Source organism: Collinsella aerofaciens (genome assembly GCF_015553355.1).
GTDB lineage: Bacteria > Actinomycetota > Coriobacteriia > Coriobacteriales > Coriobacteriaceae > Collinsella > Collinsella aerofaciens_V.
In genome coordinates this window covers 1-21,233 of sequence record NZ_JADNGN010000022.1, presented here as the reverse complement: position 1 = coordinate 21,233, position 21,233 = coordinate 1, and the positions used below count along the sequence as shown (strand labels likewise).

Genomic DNA, 21,233 nt, shown 5'->3' with positions numbered 1-21,233 from the left:
GCACGCGATGCCTCCGTCGGCTTACCAAGCGATGAAGCTTGCCGCAGTCTTAGACTATCGGCGCAATGCCGGCAAAGTGCAGATACAGCGAAATGATTGCCACGACAATGACCACCGCTGCGATCAGCTTGTCGTGCAGATGCGGAAGCACCGGTTTACCGCGGCCTCGCTCGCCCAGCATATAAACGGGAATGGCCGGAGCAAAAAGAATCGTCGTGATCATAACGCCCTGAAGACCCGTCGACCACACCAGGAACAATGTGTAGATGAAGCCGAGCGTACCGAAGAAGCGGGCTTTGCCGACGCTGGGCGCATGCGGCCCGTCCAGATGCTCGTTCTTCCAGCCAATCACCATGTAATAGGCAGCCGAGCAGACATACGGAACCAGAATCGTGTTGACTGCGCAGCTATAGAAGAACTGGTAGGTGCTCGCCGCCACATACGACACGATCAAGAAGAGCTGCGTGATGCCGGAGCTCACGAGAACCGTTACCACCGGGGCGTCGTGCTTGTTCGTCTTGGCAAACGCCAGAGGGAAGGATCCCTGGCGCGCCGCCTCGAACGGCGTCTCGGACGCAATGATGACATAGCCCAGCAGCGCGCCGACCAACGAAAGGATAACGCCAAGGTTTACGATGGCAGCACCAACCGGACCGATTGCGCACTCGAGAATTCCCGCCATGGAGGGCGTTGCAAGCTGTGCCATCTCCTCGCGCGGCATAATGCCGAGCGACAGCATCGAGATGATCAGATACAGCGTGAATACAGCCGCAAATCCGAGCGCCGTCGAGCGGCCGACGTCACGCACGTACTTTGCACGGCCCGAGATAACGACAGCGCCCTCGATGCCCGTGAAGACCCAGACAAGGGCGATCATGGTCGAGACAACCTGCTCGCCAAAGCCAGGACCAGCCGGCTCTCCCCAGAAGTTGTCCATAAAGATATCGACGTTGAACTTACCCAGGAGCACGATACTCAGCACAAAGAGCCCCAGCGGCACCAGCTTCGCCAACGTGACGATCGTGTTAATGCCCGCAGCCTCCTTAACGCCACGAAGCACAAGGGCGGTAAGGAACCACAAAAACACGCTGGCGCAGACGATAGAAAGCAGGTTGTTACCCGCGCCAAACGCAGGGAAGAAATAGCCCAGCGCGCTAAACAGCAAGAGCGCAAAGCTCACGTTGGAAAGACATGCACTGATCCAGTAGCCCCAAGCGGAGTTGAATCCAATGTAATCGCCAAAACCGGCCGCAGCGTATGCATAGATGCCGCCGGTCAGGTCGGGACGGGCCTGAGACAAACCGTTGAACACCATCATCAGCGCAAAGACGCCAATAAAGCAAATTCCCCACGAGACGATAACCGCACCGGTATTTGCCCCACCTGCTGCCATATCGCCGGCAAGCGAAAAGATGCCGCCACAAATACTGGCGGTAATGACCATCATGGTCAGACGAAAGAGATCGAGGCCATTAGGGTCGATAATCTCTTCATTTTGAGCTTTAGAGGCCATTGTATGTGCACCCCCTTCATCATGTGATCGAACGAAAGATGGCCCGGACGTCCCGAATCGGGTGCCGGGCCATCGGTCAAGCGATCATCAGACTGTTACAGCTATCGCGTTAGAAGCGCAGCGACAGGCAAGAAAGGCCGCCGTCGACCTTGCGATACTCGGAGGTGTCAACGACGAGTGTCTTGTAGCCCAGATCCTGCACGGCCTTGAGCACAGTCGGATAGCCCTCGGCAACGATGACCGTACCGTTGACCCAGATGCAGTTGGCGCCGTACGCCTCGTCCTCGGGCACGACAATCTTGTTGTACTGGGCAAAGTCGGGCTTATCGATGAACTCACCAGAGACGAGCATGTTGTTGTCCTCGATGTAGTTGACGCCCGTCTTGAGGTGCAGGACCTCCTCCAGCGGAACCTCAGAACCCTCGAGGCCCCAGCCCTCGAGAATCTCACAGAACTGGCGGATGCCCTCTTCGTTGGTACGAGCGGAGCGACCGACGTAGAAATGGTCACCGACCATCATGACGTCGCCGCCGTCGAGCGTGCCCGGAGAAACGATGTGCTTGACATGCTCGTCGTCAAAGAAGCGACGGACGGCCGGCTCGATCTCGTCCTTCTCGCCGTTGCGGCTATCGGCGCCGGGGTTGGTAATGATGGCGCCGCAGCGAGTGATAACGGCCGGGTCTTCGACGAAGCAGCTGTCGGGATACTGCTCGAGTGCCGGCAGCACCGACACGTCAACGCCGCACTGCTCGAGCGCATGCTCGTAATCGTAGTGCTCCTCGATGGCGCGCTCGTAGATGGGCTGGCCAAGCTCGGGGGCACTCGTGATGCCATTGCTCAGAGACTTGCCGGGGCGGCGGATGATGACGTGGCTGAACTTGGTCATGATGATCCTCCTTGGATCTCTTAGCAGAAAGCGGGACTTCTTCGCGCCCGCCTTCCTTTCGATGTCTTTATCTTAGGGCGGTTTTCCTATTTTGTATATTGTATACAATCCTGAACGGTAGGTATTCTTCGGTAAGCGTATTCTTACGTATCGGCGCAAAGTAGCATGATTTAGCTGGTCGTTCTATAATTCAACTGAGCTATTCAAGTGAAACGTATTTGCTTTTAGAAATATACCGTTAAGGAACATAGGCTCATGGAAACGCTCAGAAGGCCCCTGAAAGACCACGTATACGACTACATTTCGAGCCGTATTGACGCCGGCGAGCTTTCGGCCGGCGACCGGCTGAGCGAGCAAGCGATCTGCGACGCCATGGGCGTGTCGCGCACGCCGGTCCGCGAAGCGCTCATCCAGCTCGCAAGCGACGGCTATCTGGACAATCTCCCCCGCCGCGGATTCCGCGTCCGTGGGTTCGATCAGCAAAACGCCGTTGAAGTCTTTGAGATTATGGGGCCGCTCGACGGGCAGGCCGCATATCTCGCCTGTCCGAACCTAACCGACGATGACATTACGCAGCTTAAATTTCTCGTCGGCTCCATGGACCTCGCGATCCAAGGCGGCCTCATCCGAAAGTACGACGACATTCAGCGAGACTTTCATCTAACGTACTTCAACCGCTGCGGCAACGACCGTCTGCGCGATATGATCTCGCAGCTCGAGCGCTGCTTTATCAAGCGCGATTACGAGACTGTCGACCAGGAGACGGCGTGCAAACTGCTCAATAAAGCCAACAACGAACATGCTCATATTCTTGAGTTGTTCGAAGCACGAGATGCGACGGGCGTGCGCGACTACGTTCGCGATGTCCATTGGAACACAGAAAACGCCCAGTTCACCGTCTGGTAGGAAACGATGCCCTTGCGGAAAGCGTGTCCCGTTATTCCCGCTCGAAACGGGTCGCAGTTTCCCAACGGGGCCCCTCGAGGAAACTGCGACCCAGAATTTGAGCTCGAAACGGGATGTGGTTTCCAAATCGAGGCCCTATGGGAAACCGTGTCCCACCTTGAAGGGGGAACTGGGATGCAGTTTCCAGACGGGACATCAAAAACGAAGTTGCGGTGGAATAGTTCCTGGATGGGCTGGTTGATGCCCCAGATAGGAACTATTTCACCGCAAGTTATTGAAGGGCTTGGATGCCGGGACTCTTACAGATGGCGCCCCAGGAAGCGGAAGGCTAGGCGAATCCAGGGGCGGACCGCCACCTGCTTGTCCTCGTTGTCGACCGCGGTGTTGGCGTTGCCGAGCGAAAGGCCGTGACCACCCTGGTCGAAGACGTGCATCTCGCATGCAACGCCCTCCTCGGCCATGCGCTGCGCAAACGGGTAGACCTGCGCGATCGGCGCCGTCTTGTCGTCGGACACGCCCCACACAAAGGTCGGTGGCATCTGACGCGAAACATGCGTGGTGGGGCAGATGTCGGCCAGATGCTCGTCAGTTGCCTCGCCGCCCGTCACCATCGACAGGTAGTCGTTGAGCAAATCGCGTCCCGTCTTGCCGCCCGTCTTGGGCACACGCAAGTCAATGCGCGGATCGCGCGTCTGCATGTCACGCACATAGGCAAAGTCGAGCAATGGATAGCCCAGCACCACGGCATCGGGACGAATGTCGTCCGGACGCGCCCCGGCAAGTGCCGCGAAGGGGCCGGTCTTCCACTGTGTTGCCAGCGAAGCGCAGATCATGCCGCCCGCCGAGAATCCCACAACGCACACGCGCTTGGGATCGACATGCCACTCGTCGGCGTTGGCGCGAACCGTGGCGATCATCTTGGCAAGATCTGCCTGGGGGTGCGGAAAGCTCACGTCACCCGTAGAACTCGTGACGTAGTTGAGCACAAAGGCCTGGTAACCGTGATCCAAAAACGCAAACGCCACGGGGTCTTGCTCATGCGGTGCGATATGCGTAAACCCGCCTCCGCCGCAGATAATCACCGCGGGGCGGCGGCCATTGGGCTTGTCGGGCAGCGGCTCGGCACCCAGATACGTAAAGGTCGCTGGATAATCCTCGGTCGGCTCCTCGCCCCACAGCGCATGGTTCTCGACAATCATATGTGCTCCCTTCGCGCAAATTATGCGCCCTTGTTTTTCGCCTTCAAGCGTACCCCACTTGAACCCGTGGCGCAGAAACACTCCGGCAATAAGTTTCCCTTCAACTGATATATCACATAATCCCAGTTCAGAGGTATCGTTGAGCAGCGTAAAATAGGGGCGTTGACCAAGCCGCGAAACACATGCGAAACGTTTCCGGCAAACCAAACGCGCGATATGCGCCTATTTAAGTTGGAGGCAACTATGGGTCTGCTCGATTCGCTTAAGTCCACCTTCACCTCGACCGGCGAGGCGTCCGTTCCGCCCGCAGCAAGCTTCGCTACCCGCGAAGGCGTCATCTATGCCCCCGTTAACGGCGTGCTCGTCAACCTGAACGAGGTTCCCGACGAGACGATCGCCTCGGGCATGCTTGGCCAGGGCTATGGCATCGAGCCCATTACCGGCACCATCTATGCGCCCGCCAACGGCCGCATCGGTGCCACCACTGTCACCAACCACTCCATCGGCATGATCACCGAGGACGGCCTGCGCGTGTTCATCCATGTTGGCCTGGGCACCGTGGAAATGAACGGCAAGGGTTTTGCCCGCTTTGTCGAGATGGGCGATGTGGTCAAGGCAGGCCAGCCGCTCATCAGCTTCGACCGCGAGGCCATTAAGGCCGCTGGTCACGAGGACATCGTGACCGTCATCGTCTCCGAGCTCGATCGTCTTAAGAGCATCGACCATGTCGGCGAGTCTGGAACGCTTATCGGCGGCAACCCGCTCGTCAAGCTGGGCGACCCGCTGCTGGTTGCCAAGACCAAGTAGCCAGGCCCCGCGCCACACAGCCAAAAGGCACCTCGTCAAGCGCCCACGACCATTTGGCCGCGGGCGCTTTTCGTTTGAAAAACCATCCCGCCAATGCCTTATCTGTATAGCCCAAATGAGCCGAGCTGCTAGAATATCGAACTGTATGGATAACTATCATTCAACCGTTATGGGAGGATACGTGAACCGCACCAAAATCGCGCAGCTCTATGCCGATGCCGAGTCGCTCGGCGGCCAGACCGTCACCGTCGCCGGCTGGGTCAAGTCCGTCCGCGACATGAAGAACTTTGGCTTTGTTACGCTCAACGACGGCAGCTGCTTCCGCGACCTGCAGGTCGTCATGAACCGCGAGGCACTCGACAACTACGACGAGATCGCCCATCAAAACGTCTCGGCCGCACTCATTTGCACCGGCACCGTCAAGCTGACCCCCGATGCGCCCCAGCCCTTCGAGCTTTCTGCCACCTCCATCGAGGTCGAGGGCACGAGCGCCCCGGATTACCCGCTGCAGAAGAAGCGCGCAACCGTCGAGTTCCTGCGCACCCAGCAGCACCTGCGCCCGCGCACCAACCTGTTCCGCGCCGTGTTCCGCATCCGCTCTGTCGCGGCTGCCGCCATCCACCGCTTCTTCCAGGAGCAGGGCTTTGTCTACGTCAACACCCCCATCATCACCACGAGTGACTGCGAGGGCGCCGGCGAGATGTTCCGCGTGACCACGCTCGACCCCAAAAATCCGCCCCTCACCGAGTCCGGCGAGGTCGACTGGAGCCGGGACTTCTTTGGCAAGCATGCAAGCCTCACCGTGTCCGGCCAGCTCAATGCCGAGAACTTTGCCATGGCCTTTGGCGACGTGTACACCTTTGGTCCCACCTTCCGTGCCGAGAACTCCAACACCACGCGCCACGCCGCCGAGTTTTGGATGATCGAGCCCGAGATGGCCTTTGCCGACCTTAACGACTACATGGATAGCGCCGAGGCCATGCTCAAGTACGTCCTTAAGGACGTTATGGCCACCTGCCCCGACGAGCTCAACATGCTCAACAAGTTCGTGGACAAAGGCCTGATCGAGCGTCTGAACCACGTGGCAAACTCCGACTTTGCCCGCGTTACCTACACCGAGGCCGTCGAGATCCTGGAGCAGGCAGTTGCTGCGGGCCATCAGTTTGATTACCCCGTCAGCTGGGGCATCGACCTGCAAACCGAGCATGAGCGCTTCCTGACCGAGGAGCACTTTAAGCGCCCGACCTTCGTAACCGACTATCCGGCAGAGATCAAGGCCTTCTACATGCGCATGAACGACGACGGCAAGACCGTCGCCGCCGCCGACTGCCTGGTGCCGGGCATCGGCGAGATCATCGGTGGCTCCCAGCGCGAGGAGCGCCTGGACCTGCTCGAGGGTCGCATTAAGGATCTGGGCATGGCACCCGAGCAGTACAAGTACTATCTGGACTTGCGCCGCTATGGTTCCTGCAAGCACGCCGGCTACGGCTTGGGCTTCGAGCGCCTGGTCATGTATCTGACCGGTGTTGGCAACATCCGTGACGTCCTGCCGCACCCTCGTACCGTGGGTAACGCCGACTTCTAATCGCCGTAACGCCACAAAACGTGTCATATCGCATGATATAAGCGCCTCTCGGCAAGTCGAGAGGCGCTTTTTTCAACAGCATCCGTCAAGCTTTTGGCAAGGTTTCGGTCAGTCGAGCAGGGCTGTTGAAAACTCGATCCGCCGTTTGCCGACGGCCACCGACCGCCCAGAGCGCCGTGCGCCCCTGGGAAAGTCCCGCGTCCTAGGCTCCATACCGTCGCCACCCAAAACGGAAAGGACGTGGGCACTATGACCAAAGCCGTTGTTGAAAACTACGAGACCACGACCAGGGGCCCCGCCTCGATGGCAGCCTATCGAGCCGTACGCATCCTGCAGCTCTTGAGCAAGAACACCGGCGAGGACAAGGCGTTGCTTTCCGACGAGCTGGTCGAGCTCCTCGCCCATCCCGACGACCCCGCACGCATGCCCATCTCGGCGGCACGCCGCAGCATCTATACCTCGATATCCGCACTTCGTCACGCCGGATACGAAATCGACTATAAACGCGGCGTGGGCTATCGGCTCCTCACCCGCCCGCTTGCTGACGAGGAGATCATACGGCTCCACGGCATGGTCATGCGCAACCGGTCGACGCCCATAGCCATTCGAAAGAGCATGGCGCAGCACCTGGTCGCCATGGCGAGCGCCGATGTTCGCGGCTATCTCGATATGCCCGAACCGGCACCGGCCGCCAACGACGCGCCCGTCAAGAAAACGCGTCCGCACGCCAAGCGTATCGACACGTGCGAGCTCGTCGAACAGGCCATCGACCATGGGACAACTGTCAGCTTTGATATCTCAAACATCCTGGCCCGAGGCGAAACCGAGGTGGTGCGGATAACGGTCCGGCCCTTTGCCATCAGGCAGCGCGACGGCGTCTCGTATCTGCTGGGAACGGTCTACGACACCCGGGGCGTCGACGACACCCTGCGCACCGTTGAGGTCAGCCGCATGAGAAACGTCAGCACGCGTTTGCTCGATGGCAAGAAACTCTTTGCCGCGCTAGACGATGAAGACAGCCCCGCGCCCGCAGCATAAGCCCCGTTACCGTCCGTCGTTCCTCAGCACCGCCCATCCGGTTCAGTATTAAAAACACGCCAGGATGTTGTAAAAATGGGCATCGGCGTTACTATAGTCCCACTTGCACTTTTTCCTAGTGCAGTATTTCCAGCCATTTTTATACTGGGGGTAATGATATGAAGGACATCACCATCAGCCGCAGGAGCCTTCTTGTCTCCGCTGGCCTGCTCGCGCTCGCTCCGCTCGCCGGATGCGGCGGCAACTCTGGTTCCGGCTCCGCTGCCGCCGGTTCCGACTACACCATCGGCGTTCTGCAGCTCACCGAGCACTCCGCGCTCGATGCCGCCAACGACGGCTTCGTCAAGGCCATCAAGAAGAGCGGCCTTAAGGTCAAGATCGACCAGAAGAACGCCCAGAACGACCAGTCCACGTGTAAGTCCATTGCCGACAAGTTTGTGGGCGACAACGTCAACCTGATTTATGCCATCGCCACGCCCGCCGCGCAGGCTGCCGCCGGCGCCACGGCTGATATCCCCATCGTGGGCTGTGCCATCACCGACTACGCCGCCTCCGGCCTGGTCCAGGACAACGACAAGCCGGGCACCAACGTCACGGGCGCTTCCGACCTCACCCCGGTCGCCGAGCAGCTCGAGATGATGCAGAAGGTCCTGCCCGACGTTAAAAAGGTCGGCCTGCTCTACTGCACCGCCGAGTCCAACTCCGACGTCCAGATCAAGGCCGCCAAGAAGGAACTCGACAAGCTGGGCCTGGAGTACACCGATTTCACCGTCTCGAGCTCCAACGAGATTCAGTCCGTCGTCGAGTCTGCCGTGGGCAAGGTCGACGCGCTGTACTCCCCCACCGACAACACCATCGCCGCGGGTGCCTCGCAGGTCGGCCAGATCTGCAAGGAAAACAAGCTTCCCTTCGTGACTGGCGAGGAGGGTATGTGCATGGCCGGCGGCCTGTTCACCCTCTCCATCAATTACGAGGACCTGGGCTACGCCGCGGGCGAGATGGCCGTTAAGATCCTGAAAGGCGAGGCCAAGCCCGAAGACATGCCGATCAAACACCTCTCGAGCAAGGACCTGGTCGTCGTCAAGAACGACGAGATGGCCGAGGCTCTGGGCATCGACCTCTCCGCTCTGGACGCGTAATGCCATACGCGGCATGCGTCTAGAGCCCGTGCTCGCGCTTTAGCCGCGTTATTCAATATCTGAGCCACAGGGGCGGGCGCTGTAGACCGGCGTCCGCCCTGCTTGTTTCAGGTAAAACAAAACGTCTGTCCGCAGCTCTTCTATGCATTGTTACCGCTATTATGGTGAATCACGTGTCCACCCTATCCTAGGAGGTATGAAGCATGCTCATTGCATTGCAGGGCGCCGTTTCGCAGGGCGTCCTCTGGGGCATTATGGTGCTTGGCGTGTTTATCACGTTCCGCCTGCTCGACATCCCCGATATGACCTGCGACGGCAGCTTTGCCCTCGGCGGCTGTGTTTGCGCCGTGCTCATCGTCAACAATAACGTCGACCCCTTGCTCGCCGTGCTAGCCGGCATGTGCGCCGGTGCCATCGCCGGCGCCATCACGGGCATCTTGACCACCGTCTTTGAGATTCCCGCAATCCTCGCCGGAATCCTTACGCAGATCAGTCTGTGGTCCATCAACCTGCGCATCATGGGCAAATCCAACACGCCCATCCTTGCCAAGGGCACCATCTTCTCATCCGTCAGCCACATGACGGGCCTGCCGCAGTCCACCGTTGCCATCATCCTGGGCATTGTGCTGGCCGTGGCCATCGTCGCCATCCTGTACTGGTTCTTTGGCACCGAGATCGGCTCGGCGCTGCGTGCCACCGGCAACAACGAGTACATGATCCGCGCCCTGGGCGTTAACACCAACACCACCAAGATGATCGCCCTCGTGCTCTCCAACGCCCTCATCGGCCTTGCCGGCGCGCTCATCTGCCAGAGCCAGAAGTACGCTGACATTGGCATGGGCACCGGTGCCATCGTTATCGGTCTTGCCGCTATCGTCATCGGCGAGGTGCTCGGCCGCCTGCTGCCCGGCGGTCTGACGCAGTTTAGCGTCCGTCTTGCCTCTGCCGTCTTTGGCTCCGTGGTGTACTTCCTTATCCGCGCCATCGTGCTGCAGTTGGGCATGGACGCCAACGACATGAAGCTGCTCTCCGCCGTGATTGTCGCTGTGGCCCTGTGCGTGCCCGTGGTTTGGGAGCGCTATAAGCTCCGCAGCTCCTACACGAAGGGGGATGAGGCAGATGCTTAAGCTCTCGCACGTCAAGAAGACCTTTAACAAGGGCACCGTCACCGAGAAGCGCGCGCTCACCGGCGTCGACCTCACCCTGAATGACGGCGACTTTGTAACCGTGATCGGCGGCAACGGCGCCGGCAAGTCCACGCTGCTCAACATGATCGCCGGCGTGTACCCGCTCGATTCGGGCGTTATTGAGCTCGACGGCACCGACATCTCGCGCCTGAGCGAGTCGCAGCGCGCCAAGTACCTGGGCCGCGTGTTTCAGGACCCCATGCGCGGTACCGCTGCCGACATGCAGATCGCCGAGAACCTGGCCCTCGCCAAGCGTCGCGGCCAGCGTCGCGGCCTTTCGTGGGGCGTCACCAAGGCCGAGAAAGATGAGTACGTCGAGCTGCTCAAGCGCCTGGACCTTGGTCTGGACACGCGTCTCAACGCCAAGGTCGGCCTGCTCTCGGGTGGCCAGCGCCAGGCACTCACCCTGCTGATGGCCACGCTCACCAGGCCGCGCCTGCTGCTGCTCGACGAGCACACCGCGGCCCTCGACCCCAAGACGGCCTCTAAGGTGCTTAACCTGACCGAGGAGATCGTCGACGAGAACCACCTGACCACGCTCATGGTCACGCACAACATGAACGACGCCATCCGTCTGGGCAACCGTCTGATCATGATGCACGAAGGCCACGTGATCTACGACGTGGCGGGCGATGAGAAGAAGTCGCTCACCGTAGCCGACCTGCTGCAGAAATTCGAGGAGGTCTCGGGCGGCGAGCTCGCCAACGACCGCATGCTGCTAAGCTAAAACCTGCCAAAAAGGGACAGGTTTATTTTGGTAGGTTTTATCTGCGCAAACGTCAAAACCGCCGCAAAGGGACAGACGCCCTTGCGGCGGTTTTCGCATATTATGTCGATAATCCAGCGTCAGCAGGAACTACTGGTTAAGGACTAAGGAAACTGCCACGAGAAGCTCTCTTCCCCGTCTCGCCTTGACCGCCGCACTCCTTGCCGGCGTGCTCGCCGGCGCCCCAGCTTACGCCACCGCGGCCACCCCATCTCAAGTTATCGGCCCGTCCGATGTGATCGGACGGGCTTCTTGGTGGGTATCATGGTTGGACGATCATAAGGAGGTTTTCCCTATATGGAATTGTTTGAGCCGATTCTTCATTTCTTTGAGCAACGGTGGGTCCACAACATCATCTGGGCCGTCATCTTGGCGATAGGCACCGCCGTCGCTGCCAAGGTCGTATCCAAGACCCTGAACCATCTGCTTAACCGAGACGATAACCCGCTTCCGGCATCGAGTATCTTCATCAACATCGCGCGCGCCGTCATCTGGATGATTGGCGGCAGCTTTATCCTCGACAACTGCTTTGGCATTAACGCAAACGCGCTCGTCGCCGCTCTTGGCGTCGGCGGCATCGCCATCTCGCTCGGCTTTCAGGACACGCTGTCAAACCTTATCGGCGGCATGCAAGTGACCTTTATGGGCATCATCAAACCCGGCGACAATATCGAGGTCGGCGGCGTATCCGGCGTGGTCCAAGACATCACTTGGCGTCATACAACGATTGAGGATGCCTGTGGACAGACCATCATTGTGCCCAACTCCAACATCTCCAAGAACACGCTCGTGCATTTGATGCCCTTTGGACGCGTGGCCGTGCCCGTTGCCGTAAAGGACACGTCTAAGTGGGCTTCCCTTGACGTGCTGGCAGACGAGCTCACGAGCGCAACCAAAACGGCCGTCTCGCCCATCTCGGGCTTTGACAAAGAGCCCTACGTGCTCTTTAGCGAAATCGGCGACTTTGGCATCAAAGGAAAGATCATCTTTATCGTCAGCGACGACAGCACCACTTTCACCGCTGCCGACGCCTGCATCCGCGCCATCGCCCCCATCATCGCCTAAACCACCGCAAAGGGGTCAGGCATCTTTGTAGTGGTTTTCATTCGTGGTACCATGGTTCATATAGTTGTTTAAACGACTAAGGGAGCAACATTATGGAAGAGGCCTATCGTCAAGCACGCAAGCGCGGCGAGCAAGGACGTCGACGCGCCATTAGCCAAAGCGAGCATCCATACCTTACGGACCTCGATAGCTTGGTTGCTCAGCTCCCCTTAGGTCAGCGAGAGAATGTCGGCCTGCGGGATATTCCGCTCGAAATGGTCGTCGGCACGGTCACCAAGGGCCGTCAGTCCGCCTTTTCGTGTAACTTTATGCCCCTGCTTCCGTTTAGCACCGAGTTCGCCCGCAAGTGGTCCAACCTCTACGACATCCAGGTGACCGAGGGCTATCGCGACCCCGTCATCGTCACCGAGTTCATGCATCGGTTCTATGTCCAAGAAGGCAACAAACGCGTCAGTGTCCTCAAATTCCTAGACGCCCCGACGGTTTCGGCCAAGGTCACCCGTCTCTACCCCGGCACATGGGATTCCGTCGAAAGCCGCCTGTACGGCGAGTTCTGCGCGTTTTGGCGCGTCTGCCCCCTATACGAGATCGAGTTCTCGCGTGAGGGAAGCTACGAAACGCTCGCGAAGATGCTCGGTCAGAACCTTATCGAAAAATGGCCGCAGAAAAAGGTCGACTACCTGCGCCACACTTTCCTGCTCTTTAAGCGTGCCTACCTTCGCGCAGGCGGCGATCACCTGGACATTACGCCCGCCGACGCCATGCTCGTCTACCTCAATGTGTACAACCAGGACCGCCTGCTGGATACGCCAACGGATATCGTCGTAAACCGCCTGTGCAAGATCTGGCGCGAGCTGGTCATTGCCGGCAAAAATGACGAGGACAAGGTCGATCTTGTCGAAGCACCGAGCGTCGACGAGGAGGAGACGCCCGCCAAGTCCACCTCTGGCGTGCTCAACTTCTTTATGGGCAAGACCGTCTACTCGACGGCCAACCCCCTGCGCATCGCCTTTATCCATGAGTTCCCCTGTGCGACGTCGAGCTGGGACAGCCTGCACGACCAAGGGCGTCAGTATCTCGATGAGCACTTTGGCGGTATCGTGCGCACCGAGGCGTTCGAGGACTGTCACGATCCGGATGTGTTCTACGCCGCCGTGGAAACGGCTGTCAAACATGGAGCAAACGTCATCTTCTCGACCTCGCACCGCCTGATGGAATATACGCTCAGAGCTGCCGTTGAGTATCCCCGGGTTCGGTTCCTCAACTGCTCTATCGGCCTTCCCCATCAAAGCGTCCGTTCGTACTTTGGCAAGATGTACGAGGCCAAGTTTCTGCTGGGCGCCCTTGCGGCCAGCATGGCGGACAACCACCGCATCGGTTACCACGCGTCGGTCTTCGCCTCGGGCGCACTCAGCGAGATCAACGCCTTTGCGATTGGCGCCTCGCTGCTCGACCCCCGCGCGCAGGTAATCCTCACCTGGGGCGATGTGCCTGCCGGTGGTCTTGCCGAGGCCATGTGCCGCGAAGGCGTGAGCGTCATGACCGGCGCTGACATGTCAAAGTCGCTCGAAGACCCAACGGCCTACGGGCTTCACCGCTTGGTCGACGGCAAAGTCACCGGCATCGCCATGCCCGTATGGAACTGGGGCCGTTACTACGAGCTCATCGTGAAAAGCCTGCTGCACGGCACGTGGGACGAAACCGCCGATGAGCAGCAAGTGCGCGCCGTCAACTACTGGTACGGCATGAGCTCAGGTGTTATCGACATTCGCTACGCTCCGGGCCTGCCTTATCAGACGCGGAAGCTTGTTCAGCTCCTCCGCAATGGCATTGTTGAGGGATCCATCAACCCCTTTGGCGGCGAGCTCCACAGCCAGAACGGCGTGGTACAGATCGAAGGCTTCCCTCCGCTGCCGAGCACGCAGATTGTCGAGATGAATTGGCTGGCGGACAACGTGGTGGGCACCATTCCGCAGCTCGACGATGAGCCGAAAGTCCCTGCCCTATGAAAATCCTTGCCATAGCCGATACCGAAGAACGATGCCTTTGGGAGTGCTTTCGCAAGGAACGCTTTGAGGGAGTCGACCTGATATTGTCCGCCGGCGATCTGGACCCGGACTATCTTGAGTTTTTGGTTACAGTCATCAACAAACCGCTCATCTACGTGCGCGGCAATCACGATGATCGCTACGCACGTCATGCACCGGGCGGATGTATCTGCGTGGAAGACAGCGTGTACACGTACCGAGGGATTCGCATTGCGGGCCTTGGCGGGTCCATGCGTTATCGCGACGGCGCCAACATGTACACCGAACGCGAGATGTCCAAGCGCATGCGTAAGCTGTCGCGTAAGGTTAGGATGGTCGGCGGGTGCGACATTCTGCTTACCCATGCGCCCGCCGCCGGTATGGGTGATCTGGACGATCTACCGCATCGAGGGTTTGAGTGCTTTAACACGGCGCTTGAGTCCTGGGGGGCCGACTACATGGTGCATGGGCATGTACACCAAAGCTACGGTTACGATTTTCAGCGCGAGCGGCAGCATGTGTGTGGAACGACGATCATCAACGCCTGCGGCTATACGCAGTTTGAGCTCGACCAGACGCGCTACCCCATCCGTGGCTGGCAGGCAGCCTGGCTCAACTCGCAAACCATGCGCCGCGAGCTCAAACGCCACGAAGCCATCGAGTCTTCAACAGCCAGAACCCCCTGGTAACCACCTTTAAGGCTTGACGCTGCGCCGGCCCCAAGCACCCCATCTCGCCCCTCAAGCCGTCGCTCGCGTACCAAAGTACGCGTCGCTCCTCTTTCGGGGCGACCTGGGGCACTTGGAACCGGCTCGCTGCGATGCCATAACATTGACGCCAAAGTGCCAAAACCACCACAAAGGTGCCTGTCCCCTTTGTGGTGGTTTTGGCCCGAGATAGCAAGAAACCCGGTCCCTCACGAGGCGGAACCGGGTTTCTTTAGCAATGCTTGCTTTGCTCAGGCAGTAACTAGCAGTTACTCAGCCAAGAAGTCACGCTGGACAGCGGGATCGACCTTGACGCCAGGGCCCATGGTGGAAGACACGGAGATGGACTTGACGTACTTGCCCTTAGCAGAAGAGGGCTTGACGCGCAGAATCTCGGTGTACAGGGCAGCGTAGTTCTCGACGAGCTGCTGCTCAGAGAAGGACTTCTTGCCCAGGGGCACGTGGCAGATGCCGTAGCGGTCGGCGCGGTACTCAACGCGGCCAGCCTTGAGCTCGGAGACCATCTTGGCGACGTCCATGGTCACGGTGCCGAGCTTGGGGTTCGGCATGAGGCCACGGGGACCAAGGATCTTACCGATGCGGCCAACCTTGGCCATCATGTTCGGCGTAGCGATAGCGGCGTCGAAGTTGATCTCGCCCTTCTGAATCTGGGCGACGAGCTCGTCGGAACCGATGATGTCGGCGCCGGCAGCCTCAGCCTCACGGGCCTTCTCGCCCTCGGCGAAGACGGCAACACGAACGGTCTTGCCGGTGCCGTGGGGCAGGGAGATGGAACCACGGATGTTCTGGTCAGCCTTACGAGTATCGATGCCCAGACGGAAGTGAGCCTCGACGGTCTCGTCGAACTTGGCGGTGTCGAGCTCCTTGATGAGCTTGGCAGCCTGAAGGGGGGTGTAGAGCGTGGCGCGGTCGATCTTCTCGGCAGCGGCGTTATAGCTCTTACCATGCTTAGCCATGTGCATTACCTCCTGTGGTTAAACGGGCGTGAGCCCTCCCACATCGTATCGTGTGCCCTATTGCACACATTTAACGGGCGCCCCGGTCGGAGCACCCGTCGTTACCATAAGAAATCGCTACTCAGCGATGGTGACGCCCATGGAACGGGCGGTACCGGCGATGATCTTCTTGGCGGCGTCAATGTCGTTGGCATTGAGGTCCGGCATCTTGATCTCGGCGATCTTGGTGAGCTGCTCCTGGGAGAGCTGACCAACCTTGTCGGCCTGGGGCTTAGCGGAACCAGACTTGAGGTTCAGCTCCTTCTTGATGAGGTGAGCCGCCGGCGGGGTCTTGGTGATGAAGGAGAAGGACTTATCCTCGTAGACAGAGATCTCAACGGGGATGATGTCGCCCTTCTTGTCCTGCGTCTCGGCGTTAAAGGCCTGGCAGAACTGCATGATGTTCACGCCAGCAGCGCCCAGGGCGGGGCCGACGGGAGGAGCGGGGTTAGCTGCACCAGCAGGAATCTGGAGCTTAATGACGTTGGCAACCTTCTTCTCAGCCATGGTCATTCCTTTCGAATCACGAGTGTGAAGTACTTGCTATATCGTAAGCACGCACGTGTTAGAAGCACTCCTGAGATGAGCAGTCACAGAAGAAGCACGCTCGCGCGAACGGACGAAAACTTAAGCGATGACAGCGACCTGGTTAAAGTCGAGCTCGACCGGCGTCTCGCGGCCAAAGATCATCAGCGTGACCTTGAGCTTGCCAGCCTCGGTGTTAACCTCGGAGACCTTGCCATCAAAGTCGGTAAGCGGGCCATCGGTGACGCGGACGGACGTGCCGACCTCAATATCAACCGAAGTGCGCTTGGGCGAATCGCCCTTACCGGGACGACGAGTCATCTTGTTGTACTCGTCGCGGGAAAGCGGAGCGGGCTTGCCGTTGCCGCCCAGGAAACCGGTGACGCCAGGCGTGTTACGAACGCACGTCCAAGCATCATCATCCATCTCCATGCGGACAAGGACATAACCCGGGAAAATCTTGGAATCCTTGGTCTCACGCTTGCCACCCTCTTTAATCTCGGTGACACGCTCCATAGGAATCTCGATATCAAAGATACGGTCCTGCATGCCCATAGTCTCGATTCGATGCTCGAGATCGGACTTAACACGGTTCTCGTATCCAGAGTAAGTGTGAACGACGTACCAACGCTTAGACATGGTTTAGCCCCTCAATCCAGAGAACAGAGCAAGAGCCTCGCCAAAGCCAGCATCGAGCAGAGCGATGACGACGCCGACGACGATCAGAGAAGCGCAAACGACGACCGAGTAGTTCACGAGCTCCTTCTTATCGGGCCACGTGACACGCTTCATCTCGGACTTGACCGAAGCGAAATACTTCTTGGTGCGGGCGAAGAAACCAGGCTTCTCGTTCTTCTTGGACTTCGCAGCCTTCTCGTTCTTCTTGGCAACGGCCTTCTTGGCCTCAACCTTGGAGTTGGCGGCAGCGTTGTTGGCAGGCGCCTGCTGCTGAGCCTTCTTCTTGTTCTTCTTGTTGGCCATTTGGGTTACCTCCGCGCAATGCGCTTATACATGAGTAAACCGTAAGCCCCCAATTGGGAGCTTACGGAATAATGACTGGCACGCCAGGAAGGACTCGAACCCTCAACACTCGGTTTTGGAGACCGATGCTCTACCAATTGAACTACTGGCGTATGTGACTAGAGACTAGCGAGTCTCTTTGTGCAGCGTGTGATGACGGCACCAGGGGCAATACTTCTTGATCTCCATACGATCAGGCATGGTCGACTTGTTCTTGGTGGTCGTATAGTTGCGGCGCTTGCACTCAGTGCACGCAAGAGTAACTAGAGTACGCATGTATCCTGAACCTTTCATTTCCGCCCCGTACGGGCACGAGTTGTTACTTTATCAGCTCCACGTAAGTGCTGTCAATGAAAACCTCGAGTCAATTGGTTCTCGGTGGATCCATTCATATTTGGAACACATCAATGAAGCCATCGAGATCTAATCGACGGTGCATCCAGGACCATTGTCGATCCTCTCGACACCAGCAACGGCTCAATATCCATTGCAGAAAAGAACCCGGCACCCATATAAGTGCCGGGTTCTCTAAGTCAGCTATATCAAAGAGCTAATTTACTCAATGATCGTGGAGACGATGCCCGAACCGACGGTGTGGCCACCCTCGCGGATAGCGAAGCGCAGGCCCTCCTCCATGGCGATCGGGTGGATGAGGTCGCCCTCGATGGTGATGTGGTCACCAGGCATAGCCATCTCGGTGCCCTCGGGGAGCTTGACCGTACCGGTAACGTCGGTGGTACGGAAGTAGAACTGAGGACGATAACCATCGAAGAACGGGGTGTGACGGCCGCCCTCCTCCTTGGTCAGAACGTAGATCTCACCGGTGAACTTGGTGTGCGGGGTAACCGAACCGGGCTTGCAGAGAACCTGGCCGCGCTCGATGTCCTCGCGCTTGATGCCGCGGAGCAGCAGACCGACGTTGTCGCCAGCCTCGCAGAAGTCCATGGACTTACGGAACATCTCGATACCGGTAACGACGGTGTTCTGGGTATCCTTGATGCCGACGATCTCGACGGGCTCGTTGAGCTTGAGCTCACCGCGCTCGACACGGCCGGTAGCAACGGTACCACGGCCGGAGATGGTCATAACGTCCTCAACGGCCATCAGGAAGGGGAGGTCGTTGTTACGAGCAGGCGTCGGGATGTACTCGTCGACGGCCTTCATGAGCTCGCGGATAGCGTCCATCCACTTGGCGTCGCCCTCGAGAGCGCCCAGAGCGGAACCACGGATGACGGGAATGTCGTCGCCGGGGAAATCGTACTCGGAGAGGAGCTCACGGGTCTCCATCTCGACGAGGTCGATGAGCTCGTCATCGTCGACCATGTCGCACTTGTTCAGGAAGACGACGATGTAGGGAACGCCGACCTGACGGGCGAGCAGGATGTGCTCGCGGGTCTGAGCCATGGGGCCGTCGGTAGCGGCGATGACCAGGATAGCGCCGTCCATCTGAGCAGCACCGGAGATCATGTTCTTGACGTAGTCAGCGTGGCCCGGGCAGTCAACGTGAGCGTAGTGACGGGCAGCAGTCTCGTACTCGACGTGGGAGACGGAGATCGTAATGCCGCGCTCGCGCTCCTCGGGAGCCTTGTCGATGTTCTCGAACGCAGTGAAGTCAGCCTTGCAGCCCTCGGTCTCGGAGAGAACCTTGGTGATGGCAGCGGTCAGCGTGGTCTTGCCGTGGTCGACGTGACCAATGGTGCCGATGTTAACATGCGGCTTAGTGCGCTCAAACTTCTCTTTGGCCATAAAGCCCTCCTCTAAACAGGTCGTCCCCGGACGGGACTTTGCCTTTATACCATAGTGGCCTCTCAACATACTATTGAGAAGCCACCGTGTTACCTATGGTAGCGGTGACTGGATTCGAACCAGTGACGCCACGGGTATGAACCGTGTGCTCTAACCAACTGAGCTACACCGCCGGATGGAGCCTGCAACCAGACTTGAACTGGTGACCTCTTCGTTACCAACGAAGTGCTCTACCGACTGAGCTATACAGGCACTTGACGGGTGGGAGCTATAGGATTCGAACCTATGTAGGCAGAGCCAACGGGTTTACAGCCCGTCCCCATTAACCACTCGGGCAAACTCCCAATCGTTCAAGTATCCGCAGGTCCTTTGGTCTTTTGGACCGCCGCCCCCGCGAACGAAAAAGATAATACGATGCAACCTTGGGGGCTGTCAACGAAAACCTTTAGATACACGGTTCCGGGCGTATCTATATAGCTGTGACCTGCGGTTTTGTTGAGTTTGGATATGAAGGACGGTGGATTTGGCTACGCTTGTGACATTTCACGAGGGAACACTTTGTCACGGTGGAGTACATCTGCAGCATCGACCTTCGATACCGACCCTCTTGCACTATTACATAGGTCACGATCGTGCTTCCACGGCACGTTCAAGCGTGGATAATCTCCCGCTTTTAGCGCGGCTCTAAGCCCAAAGCGGAGATTATCCACGCTCATTCTCCAGACGGGAGAACTATAGAGCCGCTACTGCTCGGGCCAGACCAAAGTAGACCCATAGAGCGGCTCCCCCTTGGTGCAGGGGTAGCGACTCAAGTAACACGACGATAGCAAGTCGAAGAAATAGGTCATGGCGTATTTCGAATAAACGCCGAGTCGGTCAATTCCGTTTCCCGCATTACCAAGACGATATACACGGTCAAAAGACCTCGATTTGTCATCGTTGCTAAACGCAGTAATTAGAATCTTCCTGCCCGAACGGCAATCAAGATACTCACGCGCCTGGGACGCAAATAGCCCGGAGACCGATACGAGAATTATCAATGACTGCGAAGCGTCTCCCATGTTTTTCAATTCCGCGACGTTAGCCCCAGCAACTATGCGAACTATCTTGCCCGCATAAAACATTTCCTGCTGAAATCGTACGAGATTGGCGCTCACATTATTGGTGCACCAGATTTCAACGTTTTTATGGCCATCAATTTCGTCGGCAAGGTGCTTAATAGCGATATCGGACACGCCGCTTTCAACCTCAGCGAACATCTCGATCATGCGAACGTCGAGCTCTGCCCTGTACTCCTCGTAGCCAAATTCCTCCTCTCGATGGCTTAAGTCGCTTGGAAAGACTGATTGAGTAAATGATTCTTTCAAATCGCTAAGAGACTGGTAGCCCAATCGATTGCAGAAACGACGAACAGCGGAACGGGTCACGAATGCATCGCGGGTTATTGTGGCAACATTGATTTCGCTCGAACGCCTAATGTGAGCGATGAGATATCGAGCGATGGCGGCATCGTTTGACCCAAACTCGCTGTTGATGATGGAGCTAATGCGATTGAGCACATCGAAGTCATTGATATTCACGTGATCCCTCTTTCCGCTCTCCTCGAAATCATAGTTCATTTATTGAATCAAACAGCTTTGGTCGTTCTCCTATGATTCAAATCAGTTGACGTCATCTTAATCGTAATTCCGCCACACGTATCCACCGTGTTGAATGATGGAAAGGGGATTCATGGGCAACGTGAACAACATCCCGTTTCTCTGGGGTTCCGCCACGGCGTCTTATCAGTGCGAGGGTGCCTGGAACGAAGACGGCAAAGGCCTTGGCGAGTGGGATTTCTTTAACCACACAAGCAATAAGAACATCAACCATGTTGACGGTGATGTATCTTGCGACTTCTACCATCGCTATGAAGAAGATATCCGCATGATGAAAGAAGGCGGACAAAACACCTATCGCTTCTCTCTTTCATGGAGTCGAATCATCCCCACGGGTATCGGTGAAGTGAATCAGAACCACCCTTAAAAAGGGTGGTTTGCTCTTAGGGTATAACCCACGGGCCCCGGGCTCGCGTCTAAAGGCGCGGGCCCGGACTTCGTCC

General features: G+C 58.0%; 21 protein-coding genes and 4 tRNA genes. 11 read left to right on the top strand and 14 right to left on the bottom strand.

Translation table 11 applies throughout. The features are described from left to right. Positions 1-49: 49 nt before the first annotated feature. Entirely contained in the window at positions 50-1,513 is a 1,464-nt protein-coding gene (locus I2D57_RS06470) for a basic amino acid/polyamine antiporter (protein ID WP_148345237.1), read from the bottom strand. Between the two features lie 109 nt (positions 1,514-1,622). Beyond that, positions 1,623-2,399: a dimethylarginine dimethylaminohydrolase family protein gene (locus tag I2D57_RS06465; RefSeq protein WP_117583089.1), complete on the bottom strand. Its 777-nt coding sequence runs from the start codon at positions 2,397-2,399 to the stop codon at positions 1,623-1,625. A 255-nt stretch (positions 2,400-2,654) separates the two neighbouring features. Here I2D57_RS06465 and I2D57_RS06460 point away from each other — a divergent pair, with 255 nt between their 5' ends. After that, positions 2,655-3,305: a GntR family transcriptional regulator gene (locus tag I2D57_RS06460; protein WP_117775869.1), complete on the top strand. Its 651-nt coding sequence runs from the start codon at positions 2,655-2,657 to the stop codon at positions 3,303-3,305. A gap of 299 nt (positions 3,306-3,604) precedes the next feature. Here I2D57_RS06460 and I2D57_RS06455 read toward each other — a convergent pair whose 3' ends face one another. Next, positions 3,605-4,504 carry an alpha/beta hydrolase gene (locus I2D57_RS06455; RefSeq protein ID WP_195361887.1) on the bottom strand — a complete coding sequence of 300 codons (900 nt, stop codon included), beginning with the start codon at positions 4,502-4,504 and terminating at the stop codon, positions 3,605-3,607. Between the two features lie 243 nt (positions 4,505-4,747). Here I2D57_RS06455 and I2D57_RS06450 point away from each other — a divergent pair, with 243 nt between their 5' ends. The 9 genes from I2D57_RS06450 to I2D57_RS06410 all read left to right on the top strand — a co-directional run bounded on the left by I2D57_RS06450 (position 4,748) and on the right by I2D57_RS06410 (position 14,807). After that, positions 4,748-5,311 carry a PTS sugar transporter subunit IIA gene (locus I2D57_RS06450; RefSeq protein WP_040359007.1) on the top strand — a complete coding sequence of 188 codons (564 nt, stop codon included), beginning with the start codon at positions 4,748-4,750 and terminating at the stop codon, positions 5,309-5,311. A 181-nt stretch (positions 5,312-5,492) separates the two neighbouring features. After that, entirely contained in the window at positions 5,493-6,896 is a 1,404-nt protein-coding gene (gene asnS / locus I2D57_RS06445; RefSeq protein WP_324249209.1) for an asparagine--tRNA ligase, read from the top strand. A gap of 249 nt (positions 6,897-7,145) precedes the next feature. Next, on the top strand, positions 7,146-7,934 hold the full coding sequence (locus I2D57_RS06440; RefSeq protein ID WP_195361886.1) for a hypothetical protein: 789 nt from the start codon (positions 7,146-7,148) through the stop codon (positions 7,932-7,934). A gap of 158 nt (positions 7,935-8,092) precedes the next feature. Then, the gene (locus I2D57_RS06435; RefSeq protein WP_195361885.1) at positions 8,093-9,073 is read left to right on the top strand and encodes an ABC transporter substrate-binding protein; all 981 of its coding nucleotides are present in this window, start codon (positions 8,093-8,095) and stop codon (positions 9,071-9,073) included. 203 nt (positions 9,074-9,276) lie between these two features. Then, positions 9,277-10,200, top strand: coding sequence for an ABC transporter permease (locus I2D57_RS06430; RefSeq protein ID WP_195361884.1), 924 nt, complete (start codon positions 9,277-9,279; stop codon positions 10,198-10,200). Further along, a complete protein-coding gene (locus I2D57_RS06425) occupies positions 10,193-10,987 on the top strand; it encodes an ABC transporter ATP-binding protein (protein WP_055250279.1) in 795 nt (264 codons plus the stop codon). The genes I2D57_RS06430 and I2D57_RS06425 overlap by 8 nt, the downstream gene beginning before the upstream one ends. Positions 10,988-11,323: 336 nt before the next feature. Further along, positions 11,324-12,091 (top strand): mechanosensitive ion channel family protein, encoded by a 768-nt coding sequence (locus tag I2D57_RS06420; RefSeq protein ID WP_195239368.1) that lies wholly within the window; start codon positions 11,324-11,326, stop codon positions 12,089-12,091. Positions 12,092-12,183: 92 nt separating this feature from the next. After that, positions 12,184-14,100 carry a BMP family ABC transporter substrate-binding protein gene (locus I2D57_RS06415; RefSeq protein WP_195361883.1) on the top strand — a complete coding sequence of 639 codons (1,917 nt, stop codon included), beginning with the start codon at positions 12,184-12,186 and terminating at the stop codon, positions 14,098-14,100. After that, positions 14,097-14,807 (top strand): metallophosphoesterase family protein, encoded by a 711-nt coding sequence (locus I2D57_RS06410; RefSeq protein WP_117563789.1) that lies wholly within the window; start codon positions 14,097-14,099, stop codon positions 14,805-14,807. Before I2D57_RS06415 ends, I2D57_RS06410 begins: the two co-directional genes overlap by 4 nt. A 287-nt stretch (positions 14,808-15,094) precedes the next feature. On the opposite strand, the gene rplA is transcribed toward I2D57_RS06410, so the two are convergent. The 11 genes from rplA to I2D57_RS06355 all read right to left on the bottom strand — a co-directional run bounded on the left by rplA (position 15,095) and on the right by I2D57_RS06355 (position 20,712). Further along, the gene (gene rplA, locus I2D57_RS06405) at positions 15,095-15,802 is read right to left on the bottom strand and encodes a 50S ribosomal protein L1 (RefSeq protein ID WP_022093892.1); all 708 of its coding nucleotides are present in this window, start codon (positions 15,800-15,802) and stop codon (positions 15,095-15,097) included. A 117-nt stretch (positions 15,803-15,919) separates the two neighbouring features. Further along, positions 15,920-16,348, bottom strand: a complete 429-nt coding sequence (gene rplK / locus I2D57_RS06400; RefSeq protein ID WP_022093893.1) for a 50S ribosomal protein L11 — start codon at positions 16,346-16,348, stop codon at positions 15,920-15,922. A gap of 120 nt (positions 16,349-16,468) precedes the next feature. Continuing rightward, on the bottom strand, positions 16,469-17,005 hold the full coding sequence (nusG, locus tag I2D57_RS06395; protein ID WP_099432095.1) for a transcription termination/antitermination protein NusG: 537 nt from the start codon (positions 17,003-17,005) through the stop codon (positions 16,469-16,471). 3 nt (positions 17,006-17,008) lie between these two features. Beyond that, a complete protein-coding gene (secE, locus tag I2D57_RS06390; RefSeq protein WP_006234983.1) occupies positions 17,009-17,347 on the bottom strand; it encodes a preprotein translocase subunit SecE in 339 nt (112 codons plus the stop codon). Positions 17,348-17,423: 76 nt separating this feature from the next. Continuing rightward, a tRNA-Trp gene (locus tag I2D57_RS06385) sits at positions 17,424-17,499 on the bottom strand. A gap of 13 nt (positions 17,500-17,512) precedes the next feature. After that, complete coding sequence (gene rpmG / locus I2D57_RS06380) at positions 17,513-17,662, bottom strand: 50S ribosomal protein L33 (protein WP_022093895.1); 150 nt, start codon at positions 17,660-17,662, stop codon at positions 17,513-17,515. 279 nt (positions 17,663-17,941) lie between these two features. Then, positions 17,942-19,132, bottom strand: a complete 1,191-nt coding sequence (gene tuf / locus I2D57_RS06375; RefSeq protein WP_035137538.1) for an elongation factor Tu — start codon at positions 19,130-19,132, stop codon at positions 17,942-17,944. A gap of 96 nt (positions 19,133-19,228) precedes the next feature. Then, positions 19,229-19,305: transfer RNA gene (locus I2D57_RS06370), tRNA-Met, on the bottom strand. 3 nt (positions 19,306-19,308) lie between these two features. Next, positions 19,309-19,384, bottom strand: a tRNA-Thr gene (locus tag I2D57_RS06365). A gap of 10 nt (positions 19,385-19,394) precedes the next feature. Beyond that, a tRNA-Tyr gene (locus tag I2D57_RS06360) sits at positions 19,395-19,476 on the bottom strand. 399 nt (positions 19,477-19,875) lie between these two features. Further along, positions 19,876-20,712: a MurR/RpiR family transcriptional regulator gene (locus tag I2D57_RS06355; RefSeq protein WP_195232391.1), complete on the bottom strand. Its 837-nt coding sequence runs from the start codon at positions 20,710-20,712 to the stop codon at positions 19,876-19,878. A 151-nt stretch (positions 20,713-20,863) separates the two neighbouring features. Between I2D57_RS06355 and I2D57_RS06350 the strand changes: the two genes are divergently transcribed. Continuing rightward, positions 20,864-21,157 carry a family 1 glycosylhydrolase gene (locus I2D57_RS06350; RefSeq protein WP_229055663.1) on the top strand — a complete coding sequence of 98 codons (294 nt, stop codon included), beginning with the start codon at positions 20,864-20,866 and terminating at the stop codon, positions 21,155-21,157. The last annotated feature ends 76 nt before the right edge of the window (positions 21,158-21,233 follow it).

Excerpts from the sequence above, each read along its gene's own strand:
- nusG (WP_099432095.1), bottom strand. The coding sequence starts at position 17,005 with ATGTCTAAGCGTTGGTACGTCGTTCACACTTACTCTGGATACGAGAAC.
- I2D57_RS06460 (WP_117775869.1), top strand. The coding sequence starts at position 2,655 with ATGGAAACGCTCAGAAGGCCCCTGAAAGACCACGTATACGACTACATT.
- tuf (WP_035137538.1), bottom strand. The coding sequence starts at position 19,132 with ATGGCCAAAGAGAAGTTTGAGCGCACTAAGCCGCATGTTAACATCGGC.
- I2D57_RS06420 (WP_195239368.1), top strand. The coding sequence starts at position 11,324 with ATGGAATTGTTTGAGCCGATTCTTCATTTCTTTGAGCAACGGTGGGTC.
- I2D57_RS06350 (WP_229055663.1), top strand. The coding sequence starts at position 20,864 with ATGGGCAACGTGAACAACATCCCGTTTCTCTGGGGTTCCGCCACGGCG.
- I2D57_RS06435 (WP_195361885.1), top strand. The coding sequence starts at position 8,093 with ATGAAGGACATCACCATCAGCCGCAGGAGCCTTCTTGTCTCCGCTGGC.
- I2D57_RS06415 (WP_195361883.1), top strand. The coding sequence starts at position 12,184 with ATGGAAGAGGCCTATCGTCAAGCACGCAAGCGCGGCGAGCAAGGACGT.
- I2D57_RS06410 (WP_117563789.1), top strand. The coding sequence starts at position 14,097 with ATGAAAATCCTTGCCATAGCCGATACCGAAGAACGATGCCTTTGGGAG.
- I2D57_RS06430 (WP_195361884.1), top strand. The coding sequence starts at position 9,277 with ATGCTCATTGCATTGCAGGGCGCCGTTTCGCAGGGCGTCCTCTGGGGC.
- I2D57_RS06470 (WP_148345237.1), bottom strand. The coding sequence starts at position 1,513 with ATGGCCTCTAAAGCTCAAAATGAAGAGATTATCGACCCTAATGGCCTC.
- I2D57_RS06440 (WP_195361886.1), top strand. The coding sequence starts at position 7,146 with ATGACCAAAGCCGTTGTTGAAAACTACGAGACCACGACCAGGGGCCCC.
- I2D57_RS06455 (WP_195361887.1), bottom strand. The coding sequence starts at position 4,504 with ATGATTGTCGAGAACCATGCGCTGTGGGGCGAGGAGCCGACCGAGGAT.
- I2D57_RS06465 (WP_117583089.1), bottom strand. The coding sequence starts at position 2,399 with ATGACCAAGTTCAGCCACGTCATCATCCGCCGCCCCGGCAAGTCTCTG.
- I2D57_RS06450 (WP_040359007.1), top strand. The coding sequence starts at position 4,748 with ATGGGTCTGCTCGATTCGCTTAAGTCCACCTTCACCTCGACCGGCGAG.
- rplK (WP_022093893.1), bottom strand. The coding sequence starts at position 16,348 with ATGGCTGAGAAGAAGGTTGCCAACGTCATTAAGCTCCAGATTCCTGCT.
- rpmG (WP_022093895.1), bottom strand. The coding sequence starts at position 17,662 with ATGCGTACTCTAGTTACTCTTGCGTGCACTGAGTGCAAGCGCCGCAAC.
- I2D57_RS06425 (WP_055250279.1), top strand. The coding sequence starts at position 10,193 with ATGCTTAAGCTCTCGCACGTCAAGAAGACCTTTAACAAGGGCACCGTC.
- rplA (WP_022093892.1), bottom strand. The coding sequence starts at position 15,802 with ATGGCTAAGCATGGTAAGAGCTATAACGCCGCTGCCGAGAAGATCGAC.
- secE (WP_006234983.1), bottom strand. The coding sequence starts at position 17,347 with ATGGCCAACAAGAAGAACAAGAAGAAGGCTCAGCAGCAGGCGCCTGCC.